A 20,334-nucleotide genomic window follows, 5' to 3' on the forward strand; every position below is an offset into this window, starting at 1 on the left:
CTCAAAACCACACCAGCGCCCCCAACCGGGGCGCTTTTTCGTTGCACCCGGAGGTCCGCATGGTCTGGAACCTGGCTCGCACCTATATCCCCACGGACCTCCCCGTCGCGCAGCAGACCGCCCGGCGACTCAACAGCCACGCCGGCAAACTCCGCCGCTACCGGGTCGAAGTCAAAGACAACAAAGTCCGGCTCGAATGGTGCGTGCTCCCGTGACCCAGCACGACTACGCCACGCTCATCACCCACCTGCACCGCAGCCCCGCCGACTTCGCCATGCACAGCCGCGCCCGCAGCCTCCAAGCCCTCCAGGAGCTCGACCGCACCCACCTCCCCAACGAGTACCGCCGGGCACTCCTCGAAGAAATCGAGTACCGCAAACGGCGTCCCTGGATGCACGACGCGAGGAACGAGTGACATGGCCCGGCAGCAAAAAACGCCGCTGGCTGCACCGACGCCACTGCCGAACCTGACGAGACGCCAACTCGCTGACATCACCCGCTGGTACGAAAGCATCCTGCGCAACCTCGGGCTGCTCGACGAACCACCCGCCAGCGTCGCGCCCGCCGTCGTTGCCCGAATCAGCAACGACAAACAAAAAGCGCTCGACACGTTCCTGCAGAGCTTCCAGTAAGGAGAGTCCATGGCCGCAAAACAACCCGCGGCCAAACGGCCCACCAAACGCAACGCACCCAAAGGCGAAAAGACCGACAGCGCCAAACGCATCGAAAACTTCAGCCTCGCCTACCACGCCGAGCCCAACGCCACCAAAGCCGCCATCGCCGCCAACTACAGCGAAAAGACCGCCGCCTCCAGTGGCTCCCGCCTGTTGAGAAGTGACAAGGTTCAGGCGCGACTGAAAGAACTCGCGGACGAAGCCGCCTCCGCTGCGATCGCCACGGCCCGCGAACGCCAGGAATTCCTCACGGCCGTGCTGCGTGGGCAGAGCCGGGCGACGTTCGTCACCCGGGAAGGCTTGACCGAAGGCGCGCCGGATTTCCCAAGCCGCCTGAAAGCCGCAGAGCTGCTCGGCAAGATGCAGGGTGACTTCAACAAAGATGACGACGGCAGCGTGAAACCCACCGTGATCATCAACATGCCTCAGCGCGCCATGACCCCTGAGGAAATCGAGGCGGCCCGTGCACCTGCAGGTTGAGCATGGCCTGCCCGAACCCACCCTGCCGCACCAGTGGGACACGTACAGCAGCACCGCGAAGTTCACCTTGCAAAGCGGCGCGTACGGCAGCGGCAAGACCCTCACGAACGCCTGGATCATCCTGCGTGAATGCCTGGAGCATCCCGGCACGCTCGGACTGGCCGGAGCGGAAACCACGCCGCAACTGAAGGAGACCCTCCAGGCGGACTTCGAGGCGCTGATCGCCGGGTACATGCTCGCCGGACTGGTGAAGTACCACGGGAGTGACCGCAAGTACACCTTCTGGAATGGCAGCCAGGTGCTCTTCTGGCCGCTCGTGGGCGGAGACGCCAAGCGCCAGCGGCACCGCATCCGCTCGCTGAACCTGGGTTTCGCCGTGATCGAGGAAGTCACGTCCATCCCGGAAGCCACCGTGCTCGAAGTACTCGGACGCCTGCGCCGCAAGATCGGCAGCCGCCGCCTGTACGCCAGCTGCAACCCCGACAATCCCGAGCATTACCTGCACGGCTGGTTCGTCGATGACCCCAAAGAAGGCTTCCAGCTCGTCAAGAGCAACACCTACGCCAACCCCTTCTTGCCCGCCGATTACATCCGCGCACTCGAGCAATCCCTCGGGCACGAGATGGCGCAACGCTACCTGCGCGGCGAATGGGTGAACTTCGAAGGTCTGGTGTACAAGGATTTCCGACGCGAGACGCACATCATCGAACCCAAGCCGCTCACCGGCATGACCCGCTGGGCCGCCCTGGACTTCGGTGGTGCCAACCCGCACGCGCTCTTGTGGTTCGCAGAGGACAGCCAGGGGTACGTGTACGTCACGGGTGAATGGTACGAAGCACAAGTGGGTCTTGACGCGGTCGCTGCGGCTATCAAGAAGGACGAGGTCAGCGTCATCTACCGGGACCATGACGTCGCGGACAGCCTCACGCTGGAACGCACGTACAACGTCCGAGGCCTCAGGCCCGCGAAGAAAGAGAAGATGCCTGGCATCGCCACCGTGCAGCAGTTCCTCAAGCCCGTCGGGCAGAACATGCAGCCACGTGTGCGGATCTTCAACTCCTGCAAGAACCTCATCCGTGAGCTCGGTCGCTACAAGTGGCCCGAAGGTACCAGCGCCAGAGACCCCGGCAATGAGCCCGTCAAGAAGGACGACCACGCGCTCGACGCGCTCAGGTACGGACTGCACACCCGCTACTTCCAGCCTGGCGGAATCATGACCGTCAACACTCGCCTCTAGGAGGGCACTCATGGACCTGGATCAAGCCATCATGGCCATGAAGGCCAACCTCACCCACATCCGCCTCAACCGCGAAGACGAACTCAACGCCCGCAACGCCGTCAGTGGCGTCGGCATCGAGCAGCTCATCACCGAACTGTTCCCCGGCACCAGCGTGGACTTCGCGCGCGCCAACGGGCACTTCAGCAACGAATTGCGCAAGACCGTGCGGAAGATCAGCAACAACGTCCGCAACGCCAAACTCCAGTGGGATCACGCGGACGAAACCGAAAGCGAACGCGACGACAGCGCCCTGACGCTGCTCCTGCGAGGCGCGCAGCAACTCACGGAAGACGCCAGCATCGACGCCCTCACCAGCGGCAAGTTCGCCTTCTTCCCCTACCGGGACGAACCAGGCGGACCGGTACGCATCAGCGTCCTCACAGGCTTCCTGCACCCCATCACCGACCCGGGGAACATCACGAATGTGCTGGGCCTGCTGAAAGTCGAAAGTTACCAGCAGCACGGTCACACCTTCTACACTGTCTGGCGTTTCACGCCCGCGCTCCTCGAGGAATGGACGGGCCTGGATGACTGGCAGAAGTACAACGACCGCCCACCCAACACCAGCTACCCGCAGAAGCACGCGCCTGACCGCCTGCCCGTCGCGTTTCGCGTCTTCACCCGCGACGCCAAACGCGAACCCGAAGGCCTCGCGCAGGCCGCCATGCCCGCCTTCAAGGAGTTCGTCAAAGCCAGCGTCGCCCTGAACGCCGCCGCTGAACGAGGCGCGTTCGGAGAGCATAAGTTCCTCTCCGACTGGATGGTCGACGCGCTCAGCGGACCGGACGGCGCGGAGAAGGAACTCGCGAAGCAGAACCTCAACATCGGCCCACGGCAAGGCAAAGTGCTGCGCAGCACCGACGATTACGAACGCCTCAACCCCATCGACCTGAGCCCCCTCGAAACCCGCGTCGCGAACGCCCGCCGGGCCCTCAAGGAAGAACTCAGCTCGTACGACATCAGCGGACGGGAAAGCAGCGGTCTGCAGCTCGCGGAAGGCCGCAACGCCGAAACGCAACTCACGACCAGCCTCTGCGACCTCCTCGCGGACGCCCTCACGGAAGCGATCACGCTTGCGGCCGGCATGGACAGCGCCATCGGTGACGGCTGGCAAGCCACCCTGAAACCGCAGTTCGCGGTGGACATTCAGGCGGAACGGCAGTTTTTGCTGGACGCCAAAGCGCAAGGCCTGCCGACCGGCACCTGGTTGCGTCTGCTGCAAAGCACGGGCGTGGCGATCAGTGATGACGAAATCGAGAAAGCCGAAACGCAAGACGACCAACCCCCACCCACCCCCGCGGTTCCCACCGGGCCGCTTGACCTTCAACCCTAACCGGCGCGCTGGTCGCGCTGAGGAGGCAACCAGATGACAGACGAACCCACCGGAACCACGCAGGACGTGGCGACGGAGACCCCGCCTGCACCCGCCACGCCGGACGTGGAAATCGCCAGTGCAGAGACTCCCGAACCGACCGACAAGCACGCCCGCACCGAGCAACGCCTCAGGCGTGAACGCAACGCCGCGCGTGAGCAACTCACCGCGCTGCAAGCGCAGCTTGAATCCCTCAAGTCGGAAAAGGAGACCAGGATGGCCGAGGAAACCCAAGCTCAACTCACGGAACTGCAGACACAACTCGAAGCCGCCAGGACCGAACTCAGGCAGGAACGCCTCAAGGCGAGCCTGACCGGGAAAGTCGTGGATGTCGACGCTGCCCTCAAACTGCTCGGCACCGAACACCTCGCGGAGGACGGCACGCCGAAAGTTGATGCGTTCCTTGAACGCTACCCGTTCCTCGCGGCATCACCCGCAGCTGCTCCAACCGCGCCCGGTGGCGGTGGAGGCTCACAAGGCACCGGAGGCAAGAAGTACACCCAGGCTGACCTGGACCGCATGACCCCAGCGGAAATCAACGCCAACTGGGACGCCATCCAGAAAGACCTGAACTCCTGAGGAGGAGCCACCCATGACCATTGCGAATTTCAAGCCCACCATCTGGAGTGCTCGCCTGCAAGCGAACCTCAACAAGAACCTCGTGCTCGCCAACCTGGTGAACATGGACTACAGCGGGGACGTCACGCCCGGCGGCACCGTCAAGATCCAACGGCCCGGCCGCATCGCCGTCAGCGCGTACGCGGGCAGCGTTTCGTACGAGACGCCCACCAGCAGCACCCAGACGCTCACCATCGACCAGGATCAGTACTACGCCTTCGCCATCGATGACCTCGACCAGGTGCAGGCGAACGTCACGCTGATCGACAAGTACACCAGCGAAGCCGCGTACGCGCTGGCCGACAAGGTCGATCAGAGCATCGCGTCCCTCTACACCGCCGCGGGACTCACCGACATCGCCCTCACCCTCTCCACCGGTGATTACTACGACGCCCTCGTCGAAGCCGGCAAAAAGCTCGACGAAGCGAACGTGCCCCGTCAGGGTCGCTGGCACGTCACCAGCCCCGCCGGGTACGCGGCACTGCTGAAGAACGACAAGTTCATTCACGCCACCCAGAGTGGTGACAGCGTCATCAGCAGCGGTGAAGTAGGTCGCGCGGCGGGCTTTACGATCATCGTCAGCAACAACCTGGTCGATGCGGACGGCACGGCCGCCGTGGCCCGCAAGGCCCTGTACGGCACGAATGGCGCGGTCACGCACGCCCGTCAGCTGACCGGCAACCCGGAAGCCCTCCGCCTGGAAGCCAGCTTCAAGGACGCCGTGCGCGGTCGTCTCGCGTGGGGCAGCAAAGTCATCGAGCCTTCGATGCTCGGCACGATCACCCTGACGGAGTAAACGCATGCCTCGCGTGCGTAACAAGCAGACGGGACTCACGCATCAGGTTCCCGAGGGGCACTTCAGCCTCACGAGAACTGATGAGTACGAGGTGCTGCAGGAACCCACCCCGCCGCCTGCGCTGCCCAAACCCCCCAGGAAGAAATGAGGTGACGCATGCCCGCCACTCCTCAACACGTGCGGGATTACGCGCCGACACTCACCCTGCCGGATGACGCGACCCTCACGAAGCTGCTCTCCCGGGCGCAACGCTGGGCGGAGGCAGAAGCCGCGAAAGTCAGCGTCACGCTGAGTGACACGCCCGACACGCAAGACGCTGTCAGTGCTTACACCCTGCATCTCCTTGCGTCCCTCGGCGCGAGTGGAGCGGACGCCGGCACGGAAAGCGTGGAGATCGGCAGCGTGAAACTGAAACTCAGCGGTCAGGCCGGCGCGGCGCTCAGCAAAGAGCACGCCGCGAGCTGGTTCGACACGGCCACGCAGCACCTGAAAGACGCGGGCGTCACGGGCGGCATTGCCGCGCTGAACCTCACGTTCAGCGGGTGGTGAGATGATCACCACCGCGCAGCTGCAAAGCCTCACGCGTCCGCAACTCAAGAGGGTGTTCGAAGCGCTCGGCAATGACCTGCTGATCGTCCGTCCGACTACCACCGTAAACGCGGATGGTTTCGACTCCCCAGGCGTGGAAGTCAGCGCGATCGTGCGTGGTCTGCTGCTGCCCATCAGCACGGACCGTCGCGTCAAACTCGCCGCGACCGGTGGGCAGCTCGCCATTCCCGCCTTCGAGGCGTTGCTGCCGCACGACGCGCCCGTCACCGAGCCCGGCTTCGTGATTCGTCTCGCCGGGGTGAATTACTACCCCACAGCGGACGCCATCGACGAAGGCAGCCAAGGTGTGCTGCTGGTCGTGCCACTCGCCGCACCAGGGAACCGGGGGTAAAGCGTGGCGTTCAATTCACGTGGCGCGCAGGCCCTCCGGGCCCGCATTGCCCGCGCGATGGAAGGCGCCGCGACCGCCGCCACAGGGTACGCCTACGACGCGCTGAACACGGCCGGTTCGGGCGTCCATTACCCTGGCAACCCCAACCCTTCCTCACGCCCGGGAGAGTACCCGGCCACGCAAAGCCACGCGTTGCGGGACAGCATCGACAAACGCCGCCTCAGCAGCCTCACGTGGTCCGTCGGGGCGATCAACAACCCACCCGCCTGGGCAGCGTACCTGGAGTTCAGGCCGGTCAGTGAGCAGACGCCCGGTTCAGGCCCACGCGCCTGGGCGACGAAGCTGCTGCACGATCCGCAGCTGCATACGGCGATTCTCGAAGGACTGCGAGGTGCCTCATGACAACCATCGCGCAAGCCTTACGGAACGCCGGGCTGACGAAGGTGTACGACGTGGCGCCTGCCAGTGTCCCCAAAGAAGCGTACGCGGTCGTCAGTGACCTCACGGACACCAACACCAGCCGGCAGTACGGCGGGCACGCTCACCGCCGTACGGTGAACGTCGCACTGTACGGCGCACCGGGTAGCAGCAAAACCACCCTGAACGCGCTGTACCACACCACGCGCGCCCTCAGCTCACCCGGCACCCTCACCGCGCATCCGGGCCTGGAGCGCGTGCGAGGCGTGCAGCTGGGCGCCTGCCTCCCGCCGGACGTGCCGGGTGACATTCAGCGTCCCTTCGCAGCCGTCCGGCTGATTCTCAGTTACCTGGAGTAACCGTGAACAACAAATTCAACGCTCCACCCCCTCGGGTTCTCCCCACGGTGGAACCTCAACCCGAACCAGAAGAAGCCGCTGAGGAACTCAGCGGTCTTGTTTTTGGTGCTCCCGTTCCGCACGGGAAGCAAGTGACCGTCAGCGCTCAGTACCGAGGAGCGGCGTACCACGTGACCGCCGACACCGAAGAGCAAGCGCAAGCCACCATCCGCGAGTACCTCAAAGCACAGGAGGAATAAATCATGGCCGTAGCGACCGAACCCACCTTCAGCACCACCAACGCCACCACCCGCGACATCGACAAGCTGCTCGTCGGCTTCAAGCCCGCCGTCTCCGGTGACCCCATCGTCTTCGTGCAAGTTCCCCTCATCAGCGAACTCGGCGGCTTCCAGCCGAACAGCAACGTCAACCGCAAGAAGCTGTACATCCAGCCGGACGGCACCAAGCGCAGCCTCGTGAACATCAGCGTGGACGGCGGCAGCATCCAGTTCAGCATGGCGTCCGACGCCAGCAACGCCACCTTCAAGAACCTGCTGAACGCGGCCAGCAAAGGCCAGCCGGTCGTGTACAAGGCCGTGTACGCCAGCGCCAACATTCAGGTGTGGGGCGAGAGCGCCATTCAGGACCGTGGCATGCAGGGCGGCGCGCAGGACTTCCCCGACTGGGCCTTCACCCTCGAAACCCTGTCCTCGCAGTACGTCGACATGGCCGGAAACACCCTGTCGTAATGACTCACGAGCGCCTGGTGCTGAAAGGGCGTGGCGTGGAAGTCACGCTCTTCCACGCCACGGTGCAAAACGGCACGATCACTGCCGGAGCGGTTTACACGACCGCTCCGGTACGTGCCGGTGCACGACTCAAACACGAGAACCACAAATACAAGTTCCCCGCCATACCGCACGGTGGGTTTTTTCTGGCTGACATCACCATCACGGAGGCGTAATGCCGCACATCGAACTCAACCCCGCCATCAGTGACGTGACGTTCGGCGTGGATGGCGTGAAGTTCTACCTCGCTCCCTTCACCCTCGAAGAGCGAGACGAGTGGGGCGCCCTTCCGAAAGACGAGCAGGGCAACATCCCCAAGGACGCTTTGTACGACTTCATGGTGGAGAAACTCCACGCGCGCTTCATCGCGGGCACCAAAAAAGCTGAGCGGGAGAAAGTCACGCTCGACTGGCTGATGAAGCAGTTCACCTGGTCCGCCCTCGTGACGATCCTGAACGCCCTGCTGGATGGGGATCACGAAAAAAAAGCGCTGGAGGACAAAATCAACGCCGCGCGCTCAGTGACGACGAACTCGACGACCTGATCGCGGATGTGATCGGCGTGACCGGCTGGACGTTCGAGCAGATCCGCACGATGACCGTCCGGCAGCTGCAGTTCGTGACCCGCAAACGCGGCCGCATCCTCTACCCACGCCTGAAACCCTTGTTGGACGCGAATTTCGCGAATGTCAGCGGGGAGAAAGGCGCGAATGGCGAACCGAGCGGCGTGGATAAGATCATCGACGCGTACGAACGCGAGCAAGCCGGGCAGACAGTAGAGCTCACCTCGAGTGAGGAACGCCGGGCGCGCGCGTACCGCATTCAGCACCGTGAGTACCTCGGTGACCCCGACGAAGGACAACGCGGCACCGCTCAGCCCCTGCCGGGCGTGCATCCCGCGACGGCGCGAGCGGTGATCGCCTTCGTGAAAGCGGGCGGCCTGCCGGAAGAGATCTTCGCGCGGGACGTCGCGCCCCTCTGGCGTGCCTTGAACGCCACCGCCGCGCAGACGAGGCACTCATGAGCGCCTGGAACGTGTACGCTCAAGACATGCCCGACCCTGGCTTGAGTGACGCGGAGAAAGCCCGCATCCGCGAAGAGGAACACTACCGCGCGCAAATCCGCGCGGAACTTCAGGAGCATCCCAGCACCCCGAAACCCCGACCGAGTTACTGGGCGGGCCTGCTGCTCAACCTGGTGATCCTGGGGGTGGGTTTCATGACCATCGGGGAGTGGGGTCTCGGTCTGCTGTGGCTCTTCGCGGGGGGAGCGCTGTCCCTCATGTCCGGTGGGACGCTGTGGCCGGTCGTGGTGATTGTGATGCTGGTGCATTACAACGGCACGTACGTCCGCAAGTACGGCGTGGTCTTCGGACCCAAAAACATCAAGTAACCCCACGGACACGCTGACCGCCCTTCGGGGCGGTTTTTTCATGGCTTCTCAGGAGGTGACGTATGAGTGCAGAAACCATTGAGATCGCAGCCCTCGGCATAACATTGCAAGGTCCCGAACGGCAACTGGACGACCTCCTGAGCAAGGTTCGTCGCCTCACGGACGGCAAGTACGAGGTGAAACTCGGCCTCGACACCCAGGAAATCCAGAAGGCCGCGACGGCCACGCAGAACGTCACCAGAGCGCAGAACGAACAAGTGCAGAGTGCCCGCGCGCAACGCACGGAAGCGCAAGCGCAGACGGCGGAACTGCGCCGGCAGGCCGCCGAGCAGAACGTCCTCACGGCCGCCCTGCGTCGTCAGGGCGCGGAAGCGCGCGTCACCGCGCAACTCGCCGCGCAGACCACCCGCGAGCGGGAACGCGAAGCACGCGCCCTCAAGGCCGCGTCAGATATCGCTATCCGCGCCCTCGACAACGAACAACGCGCCACGCGCAATTTGCGGCAAGCCAACCAGCTCACCAACCAGGAAGTCGTGCAGCTCCAGACGAACATCCAGCGTCGCGCGCTGGAAGCCGCCGCGAGCCTCGATCGGGAGAGTGACGCATACCGCCGCCTCACGCAAGTCGCCGCAGCCGCGCAACGCACCATCGACGCCGCTGAGGGCCGCAACACCTTCGGCGGGTTCAGCTTCGGCATTCAGCAAGGCCTTCTCAGTGCCCTCGGGAACCTCGGACCGTTCGGCCAGGCCCTCGAAGCGCTCCTGAAGACGCAACTCGATCAAGCCGCGCAGACCACGCAACGTGAAGCGCAGGACATCGGCACGAACATCAGTGACGGCCTGCAGGGTGGGTTGCGCAGCGGTGCCGCCGAGACGGCAAACGCTGCCCGGCAAACTGCTGAAGGTGTCACGCAGACCATCAAGAAGACCCTCGACATCCGCAGCCCCAGCCGCGTGATGTTCAACCTCGGGGTGTTCACCGCGCAAGGCCTGGTGGACGGCCTCAAGAGCAAGCAGGATGACGTGGCACGCGCTGCGAAAAGCCTCAGTGACACCATCGAACGTAACGCCGTACCGGGCGCCGGGGCGCGCACGACGGCAAGTGCGGTCAGTGGTGGCGCTCTGGGTGGCAACGTCTTCGCGGCGAGCGCCTTTGCGAACCTGTCGCAGTCCGTCGGGCAAGTCACGCAGCAACTCGGTCAGGACCTCCCGAAAGCCGCTCAGCAAGCCGCTGAAGCCACCAACGCGGCCGGTGAAGCGGCGGCCGGGGCGGGGGTGGACCTCGGGGGTGCTACGGAAGGCGTGAAGTCCCTCACCCTCGCCCACAAGGAAAACGACCCCGCCGCGAGGCAGACCGCCATCAACGAAGCGAAAACCGCGATTGCGTTCGCCGTGACCGGCGCGGCCGTGGTGGGCCTCGGTGCCGCAATGGCCGCCAGCGTGAATACCGCTGCGGACTTCGAGCAGGCCATGAACAAAGCGGGCGCCACCACCAACGCCACGGGCGCGCAGCTCAAGAGCCTCACCAGCCTCGCGCTCGACGACACCTTCATTCAACTCGGCGTGGGTGGCATCGAAGCCGCCGCCGGCATCGAGGAGCTCGGCTCGCAAGGTCTGGAAACGGCGGACATCCTGAATGGCGGTCTCGTGAACGCCACGCTGCTCGCGAAAGCGACCAGCAGCGACATGGCCGTCGCGGCAGCCGTCGCGGCGAGCAGCATGAAAGCCTTCAACCTCGAAGCGTCCGACCTCGGTGAAGTCGCGGATGTCGTCACGAACGCCGTCAACGCCACCAGCATCAAAATGCAGGATTTCTCGCAGAGCATCGCCGCTGCGGGCGCGGTCGCGACCACCAGCGGCATCGACTTCACGACCTTCACCGCCGCGATCTCCCTCATGACGGACAAAGCGATCAGCGCGTCGGACGCCGGGACGAGCTTCAAAACCTTCCTGCAGTCCCTCACGCCGAACAGCAAAGCCGCTTCGCAAGCCATGAACGACCTGACCTTCTCGGCCTTCACCGCGAACGGGGAATTCAAACCCCTCGCGCAGATCGTCGAGGAACTGCGCGTGAAGTTCTCGAAACTCACCCCTGAACAGCGGGCTTTCACCGCCGAAACGATCTTCGGGAGTGACGGCATCCGCGCGTTCAACATCCTGATCGAACAAGGGCAGAAGGGCCTCGCGGAACGCGTGCAGCTGCTCGATCAGAACGGCAGCGCGCAAAGAGCCGCTGAGGATCAACTGAAAGGCCTGCGGGGAGAGCAGGAGAAGTTCAACGCGGCACTGGAGAACCTCAAGACCACCGCCGGCAGCAACCTCCTGCCCGCCCTGACGCCCGTGCTGGACTGGGCGACGAGTTTCACGAGTGAACTCGGGCAGGCCCTGCGCAGCTTGCGGGAACTGAACGACTTCAAGATCAAGGACGGCGACGGCAGCATCCTCGCGACGCTGAAGTTCTTCTCCGGCGCCTTCAAAGGCCTGAATGACTTCGCGAAATTCCTCGATGAAAAAGGCCAGTTTGACAACCTCGCGGGCGGACGTGCCGGTGCGGCCTTCCCGGCGTTCCAGCTGAGCCCCATCGCGCAAGCCATCCAGGCCCGCAACCGCCAGGCGGCCAGCGTGGACTTCCCGAGCCTCGCCGCGAATGGTGGCAGCAACTCGTCCGTGCTGGGCCTGCCCCCCCTGCTGGGCGCCCAGCAGGCTCAGAACGCCGCTGGTGGCTTCAGCGCGGAATTTGTCGCGTCCCTCAAGGACGTGTTCGTGAATGACCCGAAAGTCAGCAGCGACTGCGCGATCATCGCGAGCCGCATCCTCAACTTGATCGGCGCGACCATCGAAAGTACTCCGGTCGCAGGGCAACTCGTCACGAACGCCAAAAAAGCAGGCTTTCAGCAGGTGAGTGACGGTGCGACCGGCGACCTCGTCGCACTCCGAGGTCCACAATACGGCGCCATCAAAGACAAACTCGGGAACGGCACGCACGTCGCGGTCGTGGTTGGACGCGATGACAAGGGACGCCTGCTCATCATCGAGAACCCTGGCAGCGGCAATACGCAAGTGGTGCCTCTGTACGACACCAAAAACGCGTCGTTCTACCGCGCGCCCAGCAGCCCATTCGCAAAAAGCACAGGAGGGACGACGGACACGGCAGTCAGTGCACCCGCTTTCTCAGGCATCACGGACGCGCAGATCCTCAAGGCGAAAGAACTCACCGTCGCCCTGGAAGCCGCGCAGAAAGCCCGTGATCCGAAAGCCATCGACCGTGCCAGCCAAGCGCTCGAAACGTTCCGGAAAGCCTCTGACAGCAACGCACGGGCACTCGCGGCCCTCGCGCAGATTCAAAAGGAACAGACGACCAGCGCGAAGGACTACATCGCCACCCAGGCGGACATTCAGAGGTACAGCCGCGAAGCGCTCGCCATCGCCCGCCAGGAAATTCAGGCCGGCCAAAGCGGCGACGTGGCTTTCAAAGGTCGCGTGAAAGCCCGCGTGGAAGGCTTCGAGGCGGAAGGCAAAGCCCAGAAGGCCGTGCTGGAGCTCGCGCGGGACGCCGTACGGGAACAGACCCGCCTGAACAAAGAGCAAGGCCCTGCTGAACAGGCGATTCTCGCGCACCGGCAGGAAGCCTTGCGGGTCGCGCGGCTCATTCAGCAAGCCGAAAAGGATCGCAGCAAAGTCGCCCCAGCGGACGCAGCCAAACGCGCCTTGGAGGAAACCGACGCGGGGAAGATTGCCCTCAGCCGCGCTCGGGATGAACTGCAAGCGCAGGACCGCCTCACGCAGGAGCGAAAGAAACGCCAGGATGACGCCAAACGAGACGCGGAGAACGCCGCGAAGCAACTCGTGAACCTCACCCAGCAGCAACTGCAGCAGGAAGTGCAGCGACGCGAGGACGCTGCCCGGCAACTCGAAACACTCCGCACCCGCGAACTCGCAGCAGCCGGGGAGGACGCACAGAAACGCCTCGCGGTGGAAAACCAACTCGCTGGACGCATTCAGAGTGCCCAGGCGCAAGCTGCTCAGGCTCGCCTGACGCTCGCGAAACGCAACGCTGAAGAAGAACGCCAGACGGCTCTCAGCGCCATTCCTGACGGCATTCCGCAAGCTAAACGCGCACAACTGGAGCGCAGCATCGAAGCGGCCTTCAATGGAAAGCTCAGTGGCGCGTACCGCACGTTCTACGCGAGCATGAGCAGCGCGGCGACCACCGCGGCGGACAACATCGCTTCCGCCGCGAACAAGATCGTCGTGACGCAACTCGACGCCGCGCAGAAGATCACCTCCGCCCGGTTCGCCCTCTCACCGGAACTGCTGCGCTTCTCCTTCGGGGGAGGCGAGGACGGCCTGCAGGGCGCCCTCAGCGCGTACGGCGCGAGCAGCCTGGAGCAACTCAAGGCCTACGCTCCGCAGGTCGCGCAGATCATCGAGCAAGCGTACGCGGACGTCATCGAAACCGCCCGTGAGACGGCTGAGGAACTCGGCAAACTGCAGGACGCCGCGCCCCTGAGTGACGCGCGGCGCTTCACCCTCACGCCCGCCCTGCTGCGTTTCAGCTTCGGGGAGGACGGCCTGAATGCCGCGTTGCGCGCGTACGGCTTCCGGGATGTCGCGGACCTGCAGAGCAGCACCACCCAAGTCGCCGCGCTGCTGCGCGAAGCGTACGCGGACGTGCTGTTCTTCATCACCACCGCCAACCAGACTGCCGCGCAAGCCAGCGCGGATTACATCGACCTGCTCCTGAAAGGCATCCGGGAAGAGCAGGACATTCAGGACGTGCAGCTGACCTTCGATGACTTGTGGAAGATGCTGCGTCGCGTGTACGCGAACGGCCTCGACCCGCAGCAGAGCGGGTTCGTGCAACTCCTCGATCAGCTGATCAGCAAAGGCAACCAGGCGGCCGGGGAAGTCAAGCAGCTCGTCGAAGCCGCCTCACGCCTCGAAGACACCAAGCCTTCTTCTGCGTTCTCGTTTCTCGGGCCATCCACCCCCGAAGGGAGTGGGCCGCGCGTGGAAAGCGAACGCGAAGCCTTCAACCGCATCGGACGTGAAACGCGCGCCCTGCCGTCCACCTTCGAACTCGCTCGGGGTGATGACGGCAGCGAAGCGGCCTTCCAGAAGCAACTCGATCAACTGCGCGAGTGGAATAAGCTGATGGACCGCCTCAACCTCGACCGGCGCCGTGCAGAACTGCAAGGCTATACGGACGAGCAGCTCGACGCGGCCCTCACGCTCGCCATCACCAACAAGAACGCCCGGCAGTACCTCGACATCCTCGCCGAGCAGGAGCGGCGCCTGCAAAGCACCACGCAGAGCACGTACGACCACAACGCCGCCCTGAAGCAGCAATGGGAATTCCTGGAAGGCCTCGTGAACGAGTACGCGCAGCTGGCCTCCGCGTTCGGGAACCTCGCGGGTGCCGTGGGCGCGAACGATTTGCAGGCGAACATCAACGGCGTCGTGAACCTCTTCAAGAGCGGCTTCAGTATCGCCAAGGACCTCGCGAGCGGCAACCTGATCGGTGCGGCCGTGACCCTCATCAGCACCCTTGCGGACGCCTTCACCGGGTACAGCCGCGCGTACGCGGAAGCCGCCAAGAAACAGCAGGACTTCGAGAATTCCCTCACCGGGACGTTCATCAAAGCCGCTGACTTCGGGAAGACGAGCGTGCGTTCACGGGGTTTCTTCGCGGATCTGTTCGGCGGTGGACCGGAAGTCACGCAGGAAATCGACAAGGTTGGACTGGAGTTCGCGAAGAGTATCAGCGGCGGCTTCGAGTCCGGACTGCGCAACGGCCTCAAACAGGCCATCTTGCAGAATGACTTCAGCCTCTTCACGACCAGCCTCAAGGAAAGCGTCGGGGATGCGATTCTCAACGCGATCATCGAGTCTTTCCTGCAAGGTGAACTGCTGAAGAACATCATCGCGCCGGCCATCAAGAACTTCGTCGACGCCCTCAAGACGGACGACCTGGCAGACGACAACGCCGCGCTGGATGGACTCTTCAACGCCGTGGATCAAGCGACGGCACTGGGCGAGAAGTTCTACGCGGGCATCGCGCCCGTCCGGCAGCGACTGGTCGACGGCGGATACCTGAAACCCCCCGAACCATCCGGGCTCACCAACAGCAGCACCAAAGACCTCTTTGGACGCACACCTGACCTGGGGTTCGCCTCAGTCAGCACACCCTTTTTGATCGGGCTTGAGCAGATCGGTAACGCCGCGCCGATCTACTTGCAGGCCGCCCAGACTCAACTACAGGCCGCGCAACTGTTCCAGGATGTCGTGCGGGTATTCGGGCAGCAGGGCATGAGGGTCGTCATTGATGGAGGTTCATCATCAAGCACCGCTGCCTTCCGTTGATTCTTCTGTTCTTCGTTCTCGTGGGGTGCGGCATTCACGCCGCACCTCCTTCTTCTGACAGTCGGGTGTGGCTCCTCACGCCCAGAAAGGAGGCTGACGTGCGCTGGAGACTCCGAATTTACAGTCCGACCGGAGCGTACCGGTACGACCGCACCCTCGACCAGGCGGAAGTCACGCAGGCCGGGCTCACCATGACCCTCGAACCGTACGGCAACTGCCTGGAAGCCAACTTCAGCGCGAAGGCGTCCTCTCTCGGGATCGGTGACCGGGACATCGTGCAGATTCAGACGCGCCCGAGTGACCCGAACGTCACGGATGACACGGTGCTGTGGACTTCCCGGTTCGCGGGCATCGCGGTGCTTTCCGGCGCGCGGCACGCTCCGGACGCGACGGGTTTCAAGCTGGTGGGCCTCAAGAAACGCCTGGAGGAAGTCGACGTGACGACCTCGCATTACCCGCAGCAGAGCGTCCACACGACCATCAGCCAGGTCATCGCGCACCTCACGAACGGACGCCTGCCCGCGCAGATGAACAACGTCACGCAGGTGCCGGACCCGTCCGTGACGGCGGGCGCGCTGCACCCGAATTACCAGAGCGGCAAGGAAGTCCTCGACAAGCTCGTGAGTCTTGTGCCCGGCTGGAAAAGCTGGGGGTACAACGCGGACTTCCAGCTCGTCATTGACCGGGGAGAAGGCGTCGTCAGCATCGACGAGGCCGTGCTGGGCACGCGCATCGAGTGGACGCCGAGTGGCAGTGAGGAACTCATCACCGCCGTGCGCTGGCTGATCGGCAACCGCCCGAAAGTGCTGTACGCCTTCACGGGCATGGGCACGTACGAGGTGCTGCCCGCTGGGATCGTCAGTAGCAGCTCCAGCCTGAACAGCGCGTTCGGGTACGCCGCGAAAGTCCTCGCGCTCACCACGCCACGCGATTACCTCAAACCCAGCGGCACGCCCGTGCATGCCTCTGCCGCCAATCCGGGAAGCAGCGTCAGCAACATCAGCCACCTCGCGGATGACAACCCCAGCACGGTCGCTGGAATCAACTTCGGTGATTATTCCGTCGGCAGCACGCAGACCGTCGAGGTCCGCTGGGACATCAGCATGACAGAAGCCCTCGATCTGCTCGGCTTCGAACTGCAGAACGCGCAAGGCGCGACGTTCGTGAATGTCGGCGTGATCGTGTACCAGGCCAGTGACCCCGCGCAGTTCCTGGATTTCTACCCCAGCCCGACGGAATTCAAGAACGGCCTGCTGCTGTTCGGAGGGCCGGACATTCGCGCGCTGATGCAAGCCAATCCGCTGTACGACAGTTGCCGCATCACCCTGAGCATCACGGGACCCACGAACGGCAGCGCCACCATCGGCACCGCACGACCGCTGCTGGTGGACCGCGTAACGCTCGAACGCCTCGCGAGCCTGTACTACCGCGAACCCAGCCCGGACCCCGCCACCATCCGCCTGCCGGGATTCGTGACGCCCGGCGCCACGGCGAGCATTCAGCGCCGCACCCTGGACGGCAGCCTCATCGAGACCCTCTCGCGGCCCGTGCAGAAAATCGAGTACCGCATCAGCGCGAGAGAGTACGGGGATTCGTACCTTCACGTCGGACAGCGTGACGACCCGGAAGCGAGCGCCCTGAAAGCCGTCATTGAGCAGCGTGACAACCAGGCGACGCTGAACGCCGTGAGGTACGGACCATGAAAGCCAAAGAACCGACGTTCAGTGACGCCGAACCCGTCGGGTTTGAGTTCGAACTCGCGGACGGTACAAAAGTCCCCCTGCCGCTCACCTTCGCGCCGAATGGAGGAATCGGGTACAACCTCAGCACGCAACTCGAACGCGCACCGGGCAGCACCAAGTGGTTCACCACCGGTGACGGCCTGCCCATCCCGGAACCCCTCACGCTATCCGGCCTGGTCATCGCGCCCAGCGAGTACCACGCGACCCTGATGCTGCGTGACCTGCTCGACGCGCAGAAGCACGCCGTGAAGCTCTGGCGTGGCCAGATCCGTTATCGCGCGCTCATTCCGCAACCCTACCCGTACGCGAGCCTCACGCCCGCTTTCGACCGTCCGGACGCCTGGAGTGTCACCCTGACCCTCCTGCCGACCGGTCCGCACTGGACGCCCGGCGCCACGCTCGCCCTCGGTGACGCTCCGCTTGGGGCGTTCCCGCTGGGTGAAGGGTACGACGGCACCGAAGAACTCCCCATCTAGGAGGCAGCATGACCACCAAAGACCTGGCGCTCACCGTGCGTGACGCCATCGAGCAAGTCGTGACGATCCCCACGCGGGGCAACATCGCCACCTGGCCGGAGGATTACGAGAACGCCTTCCAGACCCTCGGAGACGCAGTCGTAACGCTGCTGGAAGGAAAAGCGGACGTGGACCCCATGACCGGGTACGTCGTGCTGCCTCCGGATGTTGGGGGTGGCAGTGGTGGTCTGGGAGACAGCGCGAACCGCACGCTGCTGCTCGAAACGAGTTTCGAAGTCACCAGCACGAGCGTTTCCGCTTTCCCGACCGTCCCAGCGGACGCGCGGTACGCGGAAGCGCAAATTCAACAAGCGAACGTGCGACACAAGCAACTCACGAACCCCGCACCCACGGACGGCGAGCAGCTGCTGCGCGGGGACACGTACGCTTTCCGCACCCTGGACGAACTTCTCAACGCCCGCTTGATCGCCGAGAGCGCCACCGCGACGGTCTTCGTGCGGTACTACAGCGCCAAGAGCTAGGAGGCTGCATGCCCGTAAAGATCAGCAGTACCGCCCCGCAGGACCTCCTCGACGAACTTCAGAGTGCCGCCACGGAAGCCCGCACCACCACCGCGCAGCAGCAGGCACAAATGGCGGATACCGCGCAGTATGCGTCGGACACTGCCGCGTATCCCCCCATCGGCCCGGCAGGCGCGAAGGGGCGGCGTATCCTGGCGGATGGCAGCATGGAAATCCTGGTGAGTGACGGCATCGCCTGGACTCCCATCACGACGCTCACCACGACTGACCGCGTGGCGCTCGCTTCACGCTTCTACCCCAGCAGTAAAGCCAACCAGCCGCACGCGCTGTACCAGCTGGTCCGTCGGGAATACCTGAACAACACGGGCGGCCCGTACCGCGTGGCGCTGCTGGGTGACAGCATCCTCGGGTACATGGGCGCCACCCTCCTGCGTGCCCTGGAACGCTCGCACGGCGTGAACGGCCTGGGATACGACCCTCTGGACGCCGGGCGGTACGGCACGAACGTCACCCTCACCAAGAGCGGCACCTGGACGACGTACGGCAGCGGCAACAGTGACCCCACCAGCATCGAGAAGTGGGGTGTCAGCGGGAACAGCATCACCGCGGACGCGGGCGCGAGCGTCACGTACGCACCGAGCAGCCGTTACCCGTTCGATACCTTCCGCGTGTGGTACTACAAAGGGCCAGGCAAAGGGCAATTCACGTACGCGGTGGATGGTGGCGCGAGCACCACCGTGGACACCAGCGCGGCGAGTGCGGGCCTGGGGTACGTGGAAGTGCAGCTTGCCACCAACACCAGCGGCGCTCCAGGGACGCACAGTCTCGTCCTGACCGTTAGCAGCGGCAACGTCACGCTGTACGGCGTGGAAACCTGGTCACGTCGCGCGTACGGTGTCGCTCCGCTGTACCTGAACACGGGCGGCACGCAGGCGGCGCACTGGGCAACCGCCGCGCAGAACGGCGGGAATTTCCTGCAGGCGTTCCTGGCGGTCACGCAACCCGCGCAGTCACTCGTGATGCTGGGCGCGAACGACGCGGGCACCTCGAAACGCACGGGCGCGCAGTTCGAAGCGGACATGACCACGCTGCTGGGGAGCTTCACGCCTCCACGTTTCAGTGACACACTTCTGCTGACGCCCTGGTGGCGTGGCACGGAAGCGGACGCCAGCGTGGAGGACACCGCGTACAAGGCGCTGGTGCAAGAGTACCGCTCGCGCCTGCTGAGCCTTGCCAGGACGAGGGACGTTTCACTGTGGGATTTGCAGCGCTACTGGCCGAGTCACCCGGACGCCTGGTCGGGTGGGCTCTACGCTGACCTCATTCACCCCAGCAACCTCGGCGCGGCCTACTGGGTGGCGGGCTTCATGCGCCTGCTGCCGCAAGCTGTGGGGGAAGCGGCGAGCCTCGACAGTGACAACACCTTCTCGAAAAGCCTGCGGGTGCTGGTCGGCACGGGTTTCTTCGGGGCGTACGGCATCAACACCCTGGGGGATGAAGTCACCTCGACCACCTACGAAACGGGCTTCTCGTTCCCCTTCAGCGACGGCATCAGCATCAAGCTCGCCGGAAGCGAGGTGGGCCGTGTGGGCTTCAACGGGAACAGCAGCGCCATCTTTACGGGCTTCCCGACGTCAAGCCGCAGCACGGTCCTCGCTGCGTTCCGGCAGGGCAGTACCAGCGCGCCCGCCATGAAAGTCTGGGTGGATGCGAGCAACAAAGCCTGCTTCGAGGGCGTGAACGGAAACGCGCGCCTCGCGCGCAACGGCGTGGGCGTGGAGGTCACGAGCCAGCAGGTGAAGCTGGAGTTACCGCTTGGCTTCACGGCGAACACGCCAGCGGCGGGCGCGTACACGATGAGCGCCACGGACGCTTACGTGCGCGCTCAGGGGAACGTGACGCTGCCGAACATCACGTCGTCCGCTGGGACGGTGTACATCATCAAGAACATCACGGGCTCGGGTATCACCGTGACGCCCGCAAGCACGGAAACGATTGATGGTGCGACCAGCTTGACGCTCAACGCGAACCAGACGGTGCGGCTCTACAGCACGGGCAGCCGTTGGGATGTGCTGTAAATCCCCGCATTCGTGAATGCGGGAGCACAGAATTGATACGGTAGTTTTATGAGAAACGCTCG

24 protein-coding genes are annotated in these 20,334 nt (G+C 64.2%); all 24 read left to right on the forward strand.

Features of this window, described 5'->3' with window-relative positions; all coding sequences use genetic code 11:
* Window positions 1-59: 59 nt before the first annotated feature.
* A complete protein-coding gene (locus tag DEIPE_RS10080) occupies window positions 60-215 on the forward strand; it encodes a hypothetical protein (RefSeq protein WP_015235864.1) in 156 nt (51 codons plus the stop codon).
* Window positions 212-415, forward strand: a complete 204-nt coding sequence (locus DEIPE_RS10085) for a hypothetical protein (RefSeq protein ID WP_157448834.1) — start codon at window positions 212-214, stop codon at window positions 413-415. Before DEIPE_RS10080 ends, DEIPE_RS10085 begins: the two co-directional genes overlap by 4 nt.
* 1 nt (window position 416) lies before the next feature.
* Window positions 417-632 carry a hypothetical protein gene (locus DEIPE_RS10090; protein ID WP_015235866.1) on the forward strand — a complete coding sequence of 72 codons (216 nt, stop codon included), beginning with the start codon at window positions 417-419 and terminating at the stop codon, window positions 630-632.
* A gap of 9 nt (window positions 633-641) precedes the next feature.
* Window positions 642-1,154: a terminase small subunit gene (locus tag DEIPE_RS10095; protein WP_015235867.1), complete on the forward strand. Its 513-nt coding sequence runs from the start codon at window positions 642-644 to the stop codon at window positions 1,152-1,154.
* The gene (locus DEIPE_RS10100) at window positions 1,138-2,391 is read left to right on the forward strand and encodes a PBSX family phage terminase large subunit (protein WP_015235868.1); all 1,254 of its coding nucleotides are present in this window, start codon (window positions 1,138-1,140) and stop codon (window positions 2,389-2,391) included. The genes DEIPE_RS10095 and DEIPE_RS10100 overlap by 17 nt, the downstream gene beginning before the upstream one ends.
* A 10-nt stretch (window positions 2,392-2,401) precedes the next feature.
* A complete protein-coding gene (locus DEIPE_RS10105) occupies window positions 2,402-3,766 on the forward strand; it encodes a hypothetical protein (RefSeq protein ID WP_015235869.1) in 1,365 nt (454 codons plus the stop codon).
* Between the two features lie 33 nt (window positions 3,767-3,799).
* Window positions 3,800-4,384 carry a phage scaffolding protein gene (locus DEIPE_RS22210; protein ID WP_015235870.1) on the forward strand — a complete coding sequence of 195 codons (585 nt, stop codon included), beginning with the start codon at window positions 3,800-3,802 and terminating at the stop codon, window positions 4,382-4,384.
* A 13-nt stretch (window positions 4,385-4,397) separates the two neighbouring features.
* A complete protein-coding gene (locus tag DEIPE_RS10115; protein WP_015235871.1) occupies window positions 4,398-5,219 on the forward strand; it encodes a phage capsid protein in 822 nt (273 codons plus the stop codon).
* A 4-nt stretch (window positions 5,220-5,223) separates the two neighbouring features.
* Complete coding sequence (locus DEIPE_RS23955; RefSeq protein ID WP_015235872.1) at window positions 5,224-5,367, forward strand: hypothetical protein; 144 nt, start codon at window positions 5,224-5,226, stop codon at window positions 5,365-5,367.
* Between the two features lie 8 nt (window positions 5,368-5,375).
* Entirely contained in the window at window positions 5,376-5,768 is a 393-nt protein-coding gene (locus DEIPE_RS10120; RefSeq protein WP_015235873.1) for a hypothetical protein, read from the forward strand.
* A gap of 1 nt (window position 5,769) precedes the next feature.
* Window positions 5,770-6,159, forward strand: coding sequence for a hypothetical protein (locus tag DEIPE_RS10125; RefSeq protein ID WP_015235874.1), 390 nt, complete (start codon window positions 5,770-5,772; stop codon window positions 6,157-6,159).
* A gap of 3 nt (window positions 6,160-6,162) precedes the next feature.
* Window positions 6,163-6,561 (forward strand): hypothetical protein, encoded by a 399-nt coding sequence (locus DEIPE_RS10130; protein WP_015235875.1) that lies wholly within the window; start codon window positions 6,163-6,165, stop codon window positions 6,559-6,561.
* Window positions 6,558-6,935, forward strand: coding sequence for a hypothetical protein (locus DEIPE_RS10135; RefSeq protein WP_015235876.1), 378 nt, complete (start codon window positions 6,558-6,560; stop codon window positions 6,933-6,935). The genes DEIPE_RS10130 and DEIPE_RS10135 overlap by 4 nt, the downstream gene beginning before the upstream one ends.
* 2 nt (window positions 6,936-6,937) lie before the next feature.
* Entirely contained in the window at window positions 6,938-7,174 is a 237-nt protein-coding gene (locus tag DEIPE_RS10140; RefSeq protein WP_015235877.1) for a hypothetical protein, read from the forward strand.
* Between the two features lie 3 nt (window positions 7,175-7,177).
* Window positions 7,178-7,663 carry a hypothetical protein gene (locus DEIPE_RS10145; protein ID WP_015235878.1) on the forward strand — a complete coding sequence of 162 codons (486 nt, stop codon included), beginning with the start codon at window positions 7,178-7,180 and terminating at the stop codon, window positions 7,661-7,663.
* A complete protein-coding gene (locus tag DEIPE_RS10150) occupies window positions 7,663-7,878 on the forward strand; it encodes a hypothetical protein (RefSeq protein ID WP_015235879.1) in 216 nt (71 codons plus the stop codon). The genes DEIPE_RS10145 and DEIPE_RS10150 overlap by 1 nt, the downstream gene beginning before the upstream one ends.
* Window positions 7,878-8,246: a hypothetical protein gene (locus DEIPE_RS10155; RefSeq protein WP_015235880.1), complete on the forward strand. Its 369-nt coding sequence runs from the start codon at window positions 7,878-7,880 to the stop codon at window positions 8,244-8,246. The genes DEIPE_RS10150 and DEIPE_RS10155 overlap by 1 nt, the downstream gene beginning before the upstream one ends.
* A gap of 17 nt (window positions 8,247-8,263) precedes the next feature.
* Window positions 8,264-8,725 (forward strand): hypothetical protein, encoded by a 462-nt coding sequence (locus tag DEIPE_RS10160; RefSeq protein ID WP_015235881.1) that lies wholly within the window; start codon window positions 8,264-8,266, stop codon window positions 8,723-8,725.
* 26 nt (window positions 8,726-8,751) lie between these two features.
* The gene (locus tag DEIPE_RS10165; protein ID WP_157448835.1) at window positions 8,752-9,093 is read left to right on the forward strand and encodes a hypothetical protein; all 342 of its coding nucleotides are present in this window, start codon (window positions 8,752-8,754) and stop codon (window positions 9,091-9,093) included.
* A gap of 62 nt (window positions 9,094-9,155) precedes the next feature.
* On the forward strand, window positions 9,156-15,455 hold the full coding sequence (locus tag DEIPE_RS10170) for a phage tail tape measure protein (RefSeq protein WP_015235883.1): 6,300 nt from the start codon (window positions 9,156-9,158) through the stop codon (window positions 15,453-15,455).
* 98 nt (window positions 15,456-15,553) lie between these two features.
* Window positions 15,554-17,158, forward strand: a complete 1,605-nt coding sequence (locus DEIPE_RS10175) for a hypothetical protein (RefSeq protein WP_015235884.1) — start codon at window positions 15,554-15,556, stop codon at window positions 17,156-17,158.
* A complete protein-coding gene (locus DEIPE_RS24495; RefSeq protein WP_015235885.1) occupies window positions 17,155-17,673 on the forward strand; it encodes a hypothetical protein in 519 nt (172 codons plus the stop codon). The genes DEIPE_RS10175 and DEIPE_RS24495 overlap by 4 nt, the downstream gene beginning before the upstream one ends.
* A gap of 8 nt (window positions 17,674-17,681) precedes the next feature.
* Window positions 17,682-18,194 (forward strand): hypothetical protein, encoded by a 513-nt coding sequence (locus tag DEIPE_RS10185; protein WP_015235886.1) that lies wholly within the window; start codon window positions 17,682-17,684, stop codon window positions 18,192-18,194.
* Window positions 18,195-18,202: 8 nt separating this feature from the next.
* A complete protein-coding gene (locus DEIPE_RS10190) occupies window positions 18,203-20,272 on the forward strand; it encodes an SGNH/GDSL hydrolase family protein (RefSeq protein ID WP_015235887.1) in 2,070 nt (689 codons plus the stop codon).
* The last annotated feature ends 62 nt before the right edge of the window (window positions 20,273-20,334 follow it).

The sequence above is a fragment of the Deinococcus peraridilitoris DSM 19664 genome (genome assembly GCF_000317835.1).
Lineage (GTDB): Bacteria > Deinococcota > Deinococci > Deinococcales > Deinococcaceae > Deinococcus_A > Deinococcus_A peraridilitoris.

What these genes read in the sequence shown, in the direction of transcription:
- DEIPE_RS10080 (WP_015235864.1), top strand. Translation starts at nt 60, where the DNA reads ATGGTCTGGAACCTGGCTCGCACCTATATCCCCACGGACCTCCCCGTC.
- DEIPE_RS10090 (WP_015235866.1), top strand. Translation starts at nt 417, where the DNA reads ATGGCCCGGCAGCAAAAAACGCCGCTGGCTGCACCGACGCCACTGCCG.
- DEIPE_RS10095 (WP_015235867.1), top strand. Translation starts at nt 642, where the DNA reads ATGGCCGCAAAACAACCCGCGGCCAAACGGCCCACCAAACGCAACGCA.
- DEIPE_RS10105 (WP_015235869.1), top strand. Translation starts at nt 2,402, where the DNA reads ATGGACCTGGATCAAGCCATCATGGCCATGAAGGCCAACCTCACCCAC.
- DEIPE_RS22210 (WP_015235870.1), top strand. Translation starts at nt 3,800, where the DNA reads ATGACAGACGAACCCACCGGAACCACGCAGGACGTGGCGACGGAGACC.
- DEIPE_RS10115 (WP_015235871.1), top strand. Translation starts at nt 4,398, where the DNA reads ATGACCATTGCGAATTTCAAGCCCACCATCTGGAGTGCTCGCCTGCAA.
- DEIPE_RS23955 (WP_015235872.1), top strand. Translation starts at nt 5,224, where the DNA reads ATGCCTCGCGTGCGTAACAAGCAGACGGGACTCACGCATCAGGTTCCC.
- DEIPE_RS10120 (WP_015235873.1), top strand. Translation starts at nt 5,376, where the DNA reads ATGCCCGCCACTCCTCAACACGTGCGGGATTACGCGCCGACACTCACC.
- DEIPE_RS10125 (WP_015235874.1), top strand. Translation starts at nt 5,770, where the DNA reads ATGATCACCACCGCGCAGCTGCAAAGCCTCACGCGTCCGCAACTCAAG.
- DEIPE_RS10135 (WP_015235876.1), top strand. Translation starts at nt 6,558, where the DNA reads ATGACAACCATCGCGCAAGCCTTACGGAACGCCGGGCTGACGAAGGTG.
- DEIPE_RS10145 (WP_015235878.1), top strand. Translation starts at nt 7,178, where the DNA reads ATGGCCGTAGCGACCGAACCCACCTTCAGCACCACCAACGCCACCACC.
- DEIPE_RS10150 (WP_015235879.1), top strand. Translation starts at nt 7,663, where the DNA reads ATGACTCACGAGCGCCTGGTGCTGAAAGGGCGTGGCGTGGAAGTCACG.
- DEIPE_RS10155 (WP_015235880.1), top strand. Translation starts at nt 7,878, where the DNA reads ATGCCGCACATCGAACTCAACCCCGCCATCAGTGACGTGACGTTCGGC.
- DEIPE_RS10165 (WP_157448835.1), top strand. Translation starts at nt 8,752, where the DNA reads ATGCCCGACCCTGGCTTGAGTGACGCGGAGAAAGCCCGCATCCGCGAA.
- DEIPE_RS10170 (WP_015235883.1), top strand. Translation starts at nt 9,156, where the DNA reads ATGAGTGCAGAAACCATTGAGATCGCAGCCCTCGGCATAACATTGCAA.
- DEIPE_RS24495 (WP_015235885.1), top strand. Translation starts at nt 17,155, where the DNA reads ATGAAAGCCAAAGAACCGACGTTCAGTGACGCCGAACCCGTCGGGTTT.
- DEIPE_RS10185 (WP_015235886.1), top strand. Translation starts at nt 17,682, where the DNA reads ATGACCACCAAAGACCTGGCGCTCACCGTGCGTGACGCCATCGAGCAA.
- DEIPE_RS10190 (WP_015235887.1), top strand. Translation starts at nt 18,203, where the DNA reads ATGCCCGTAAAGATCAGCAGTACCGCCCCGCAGGACCTCCTCGACGAA.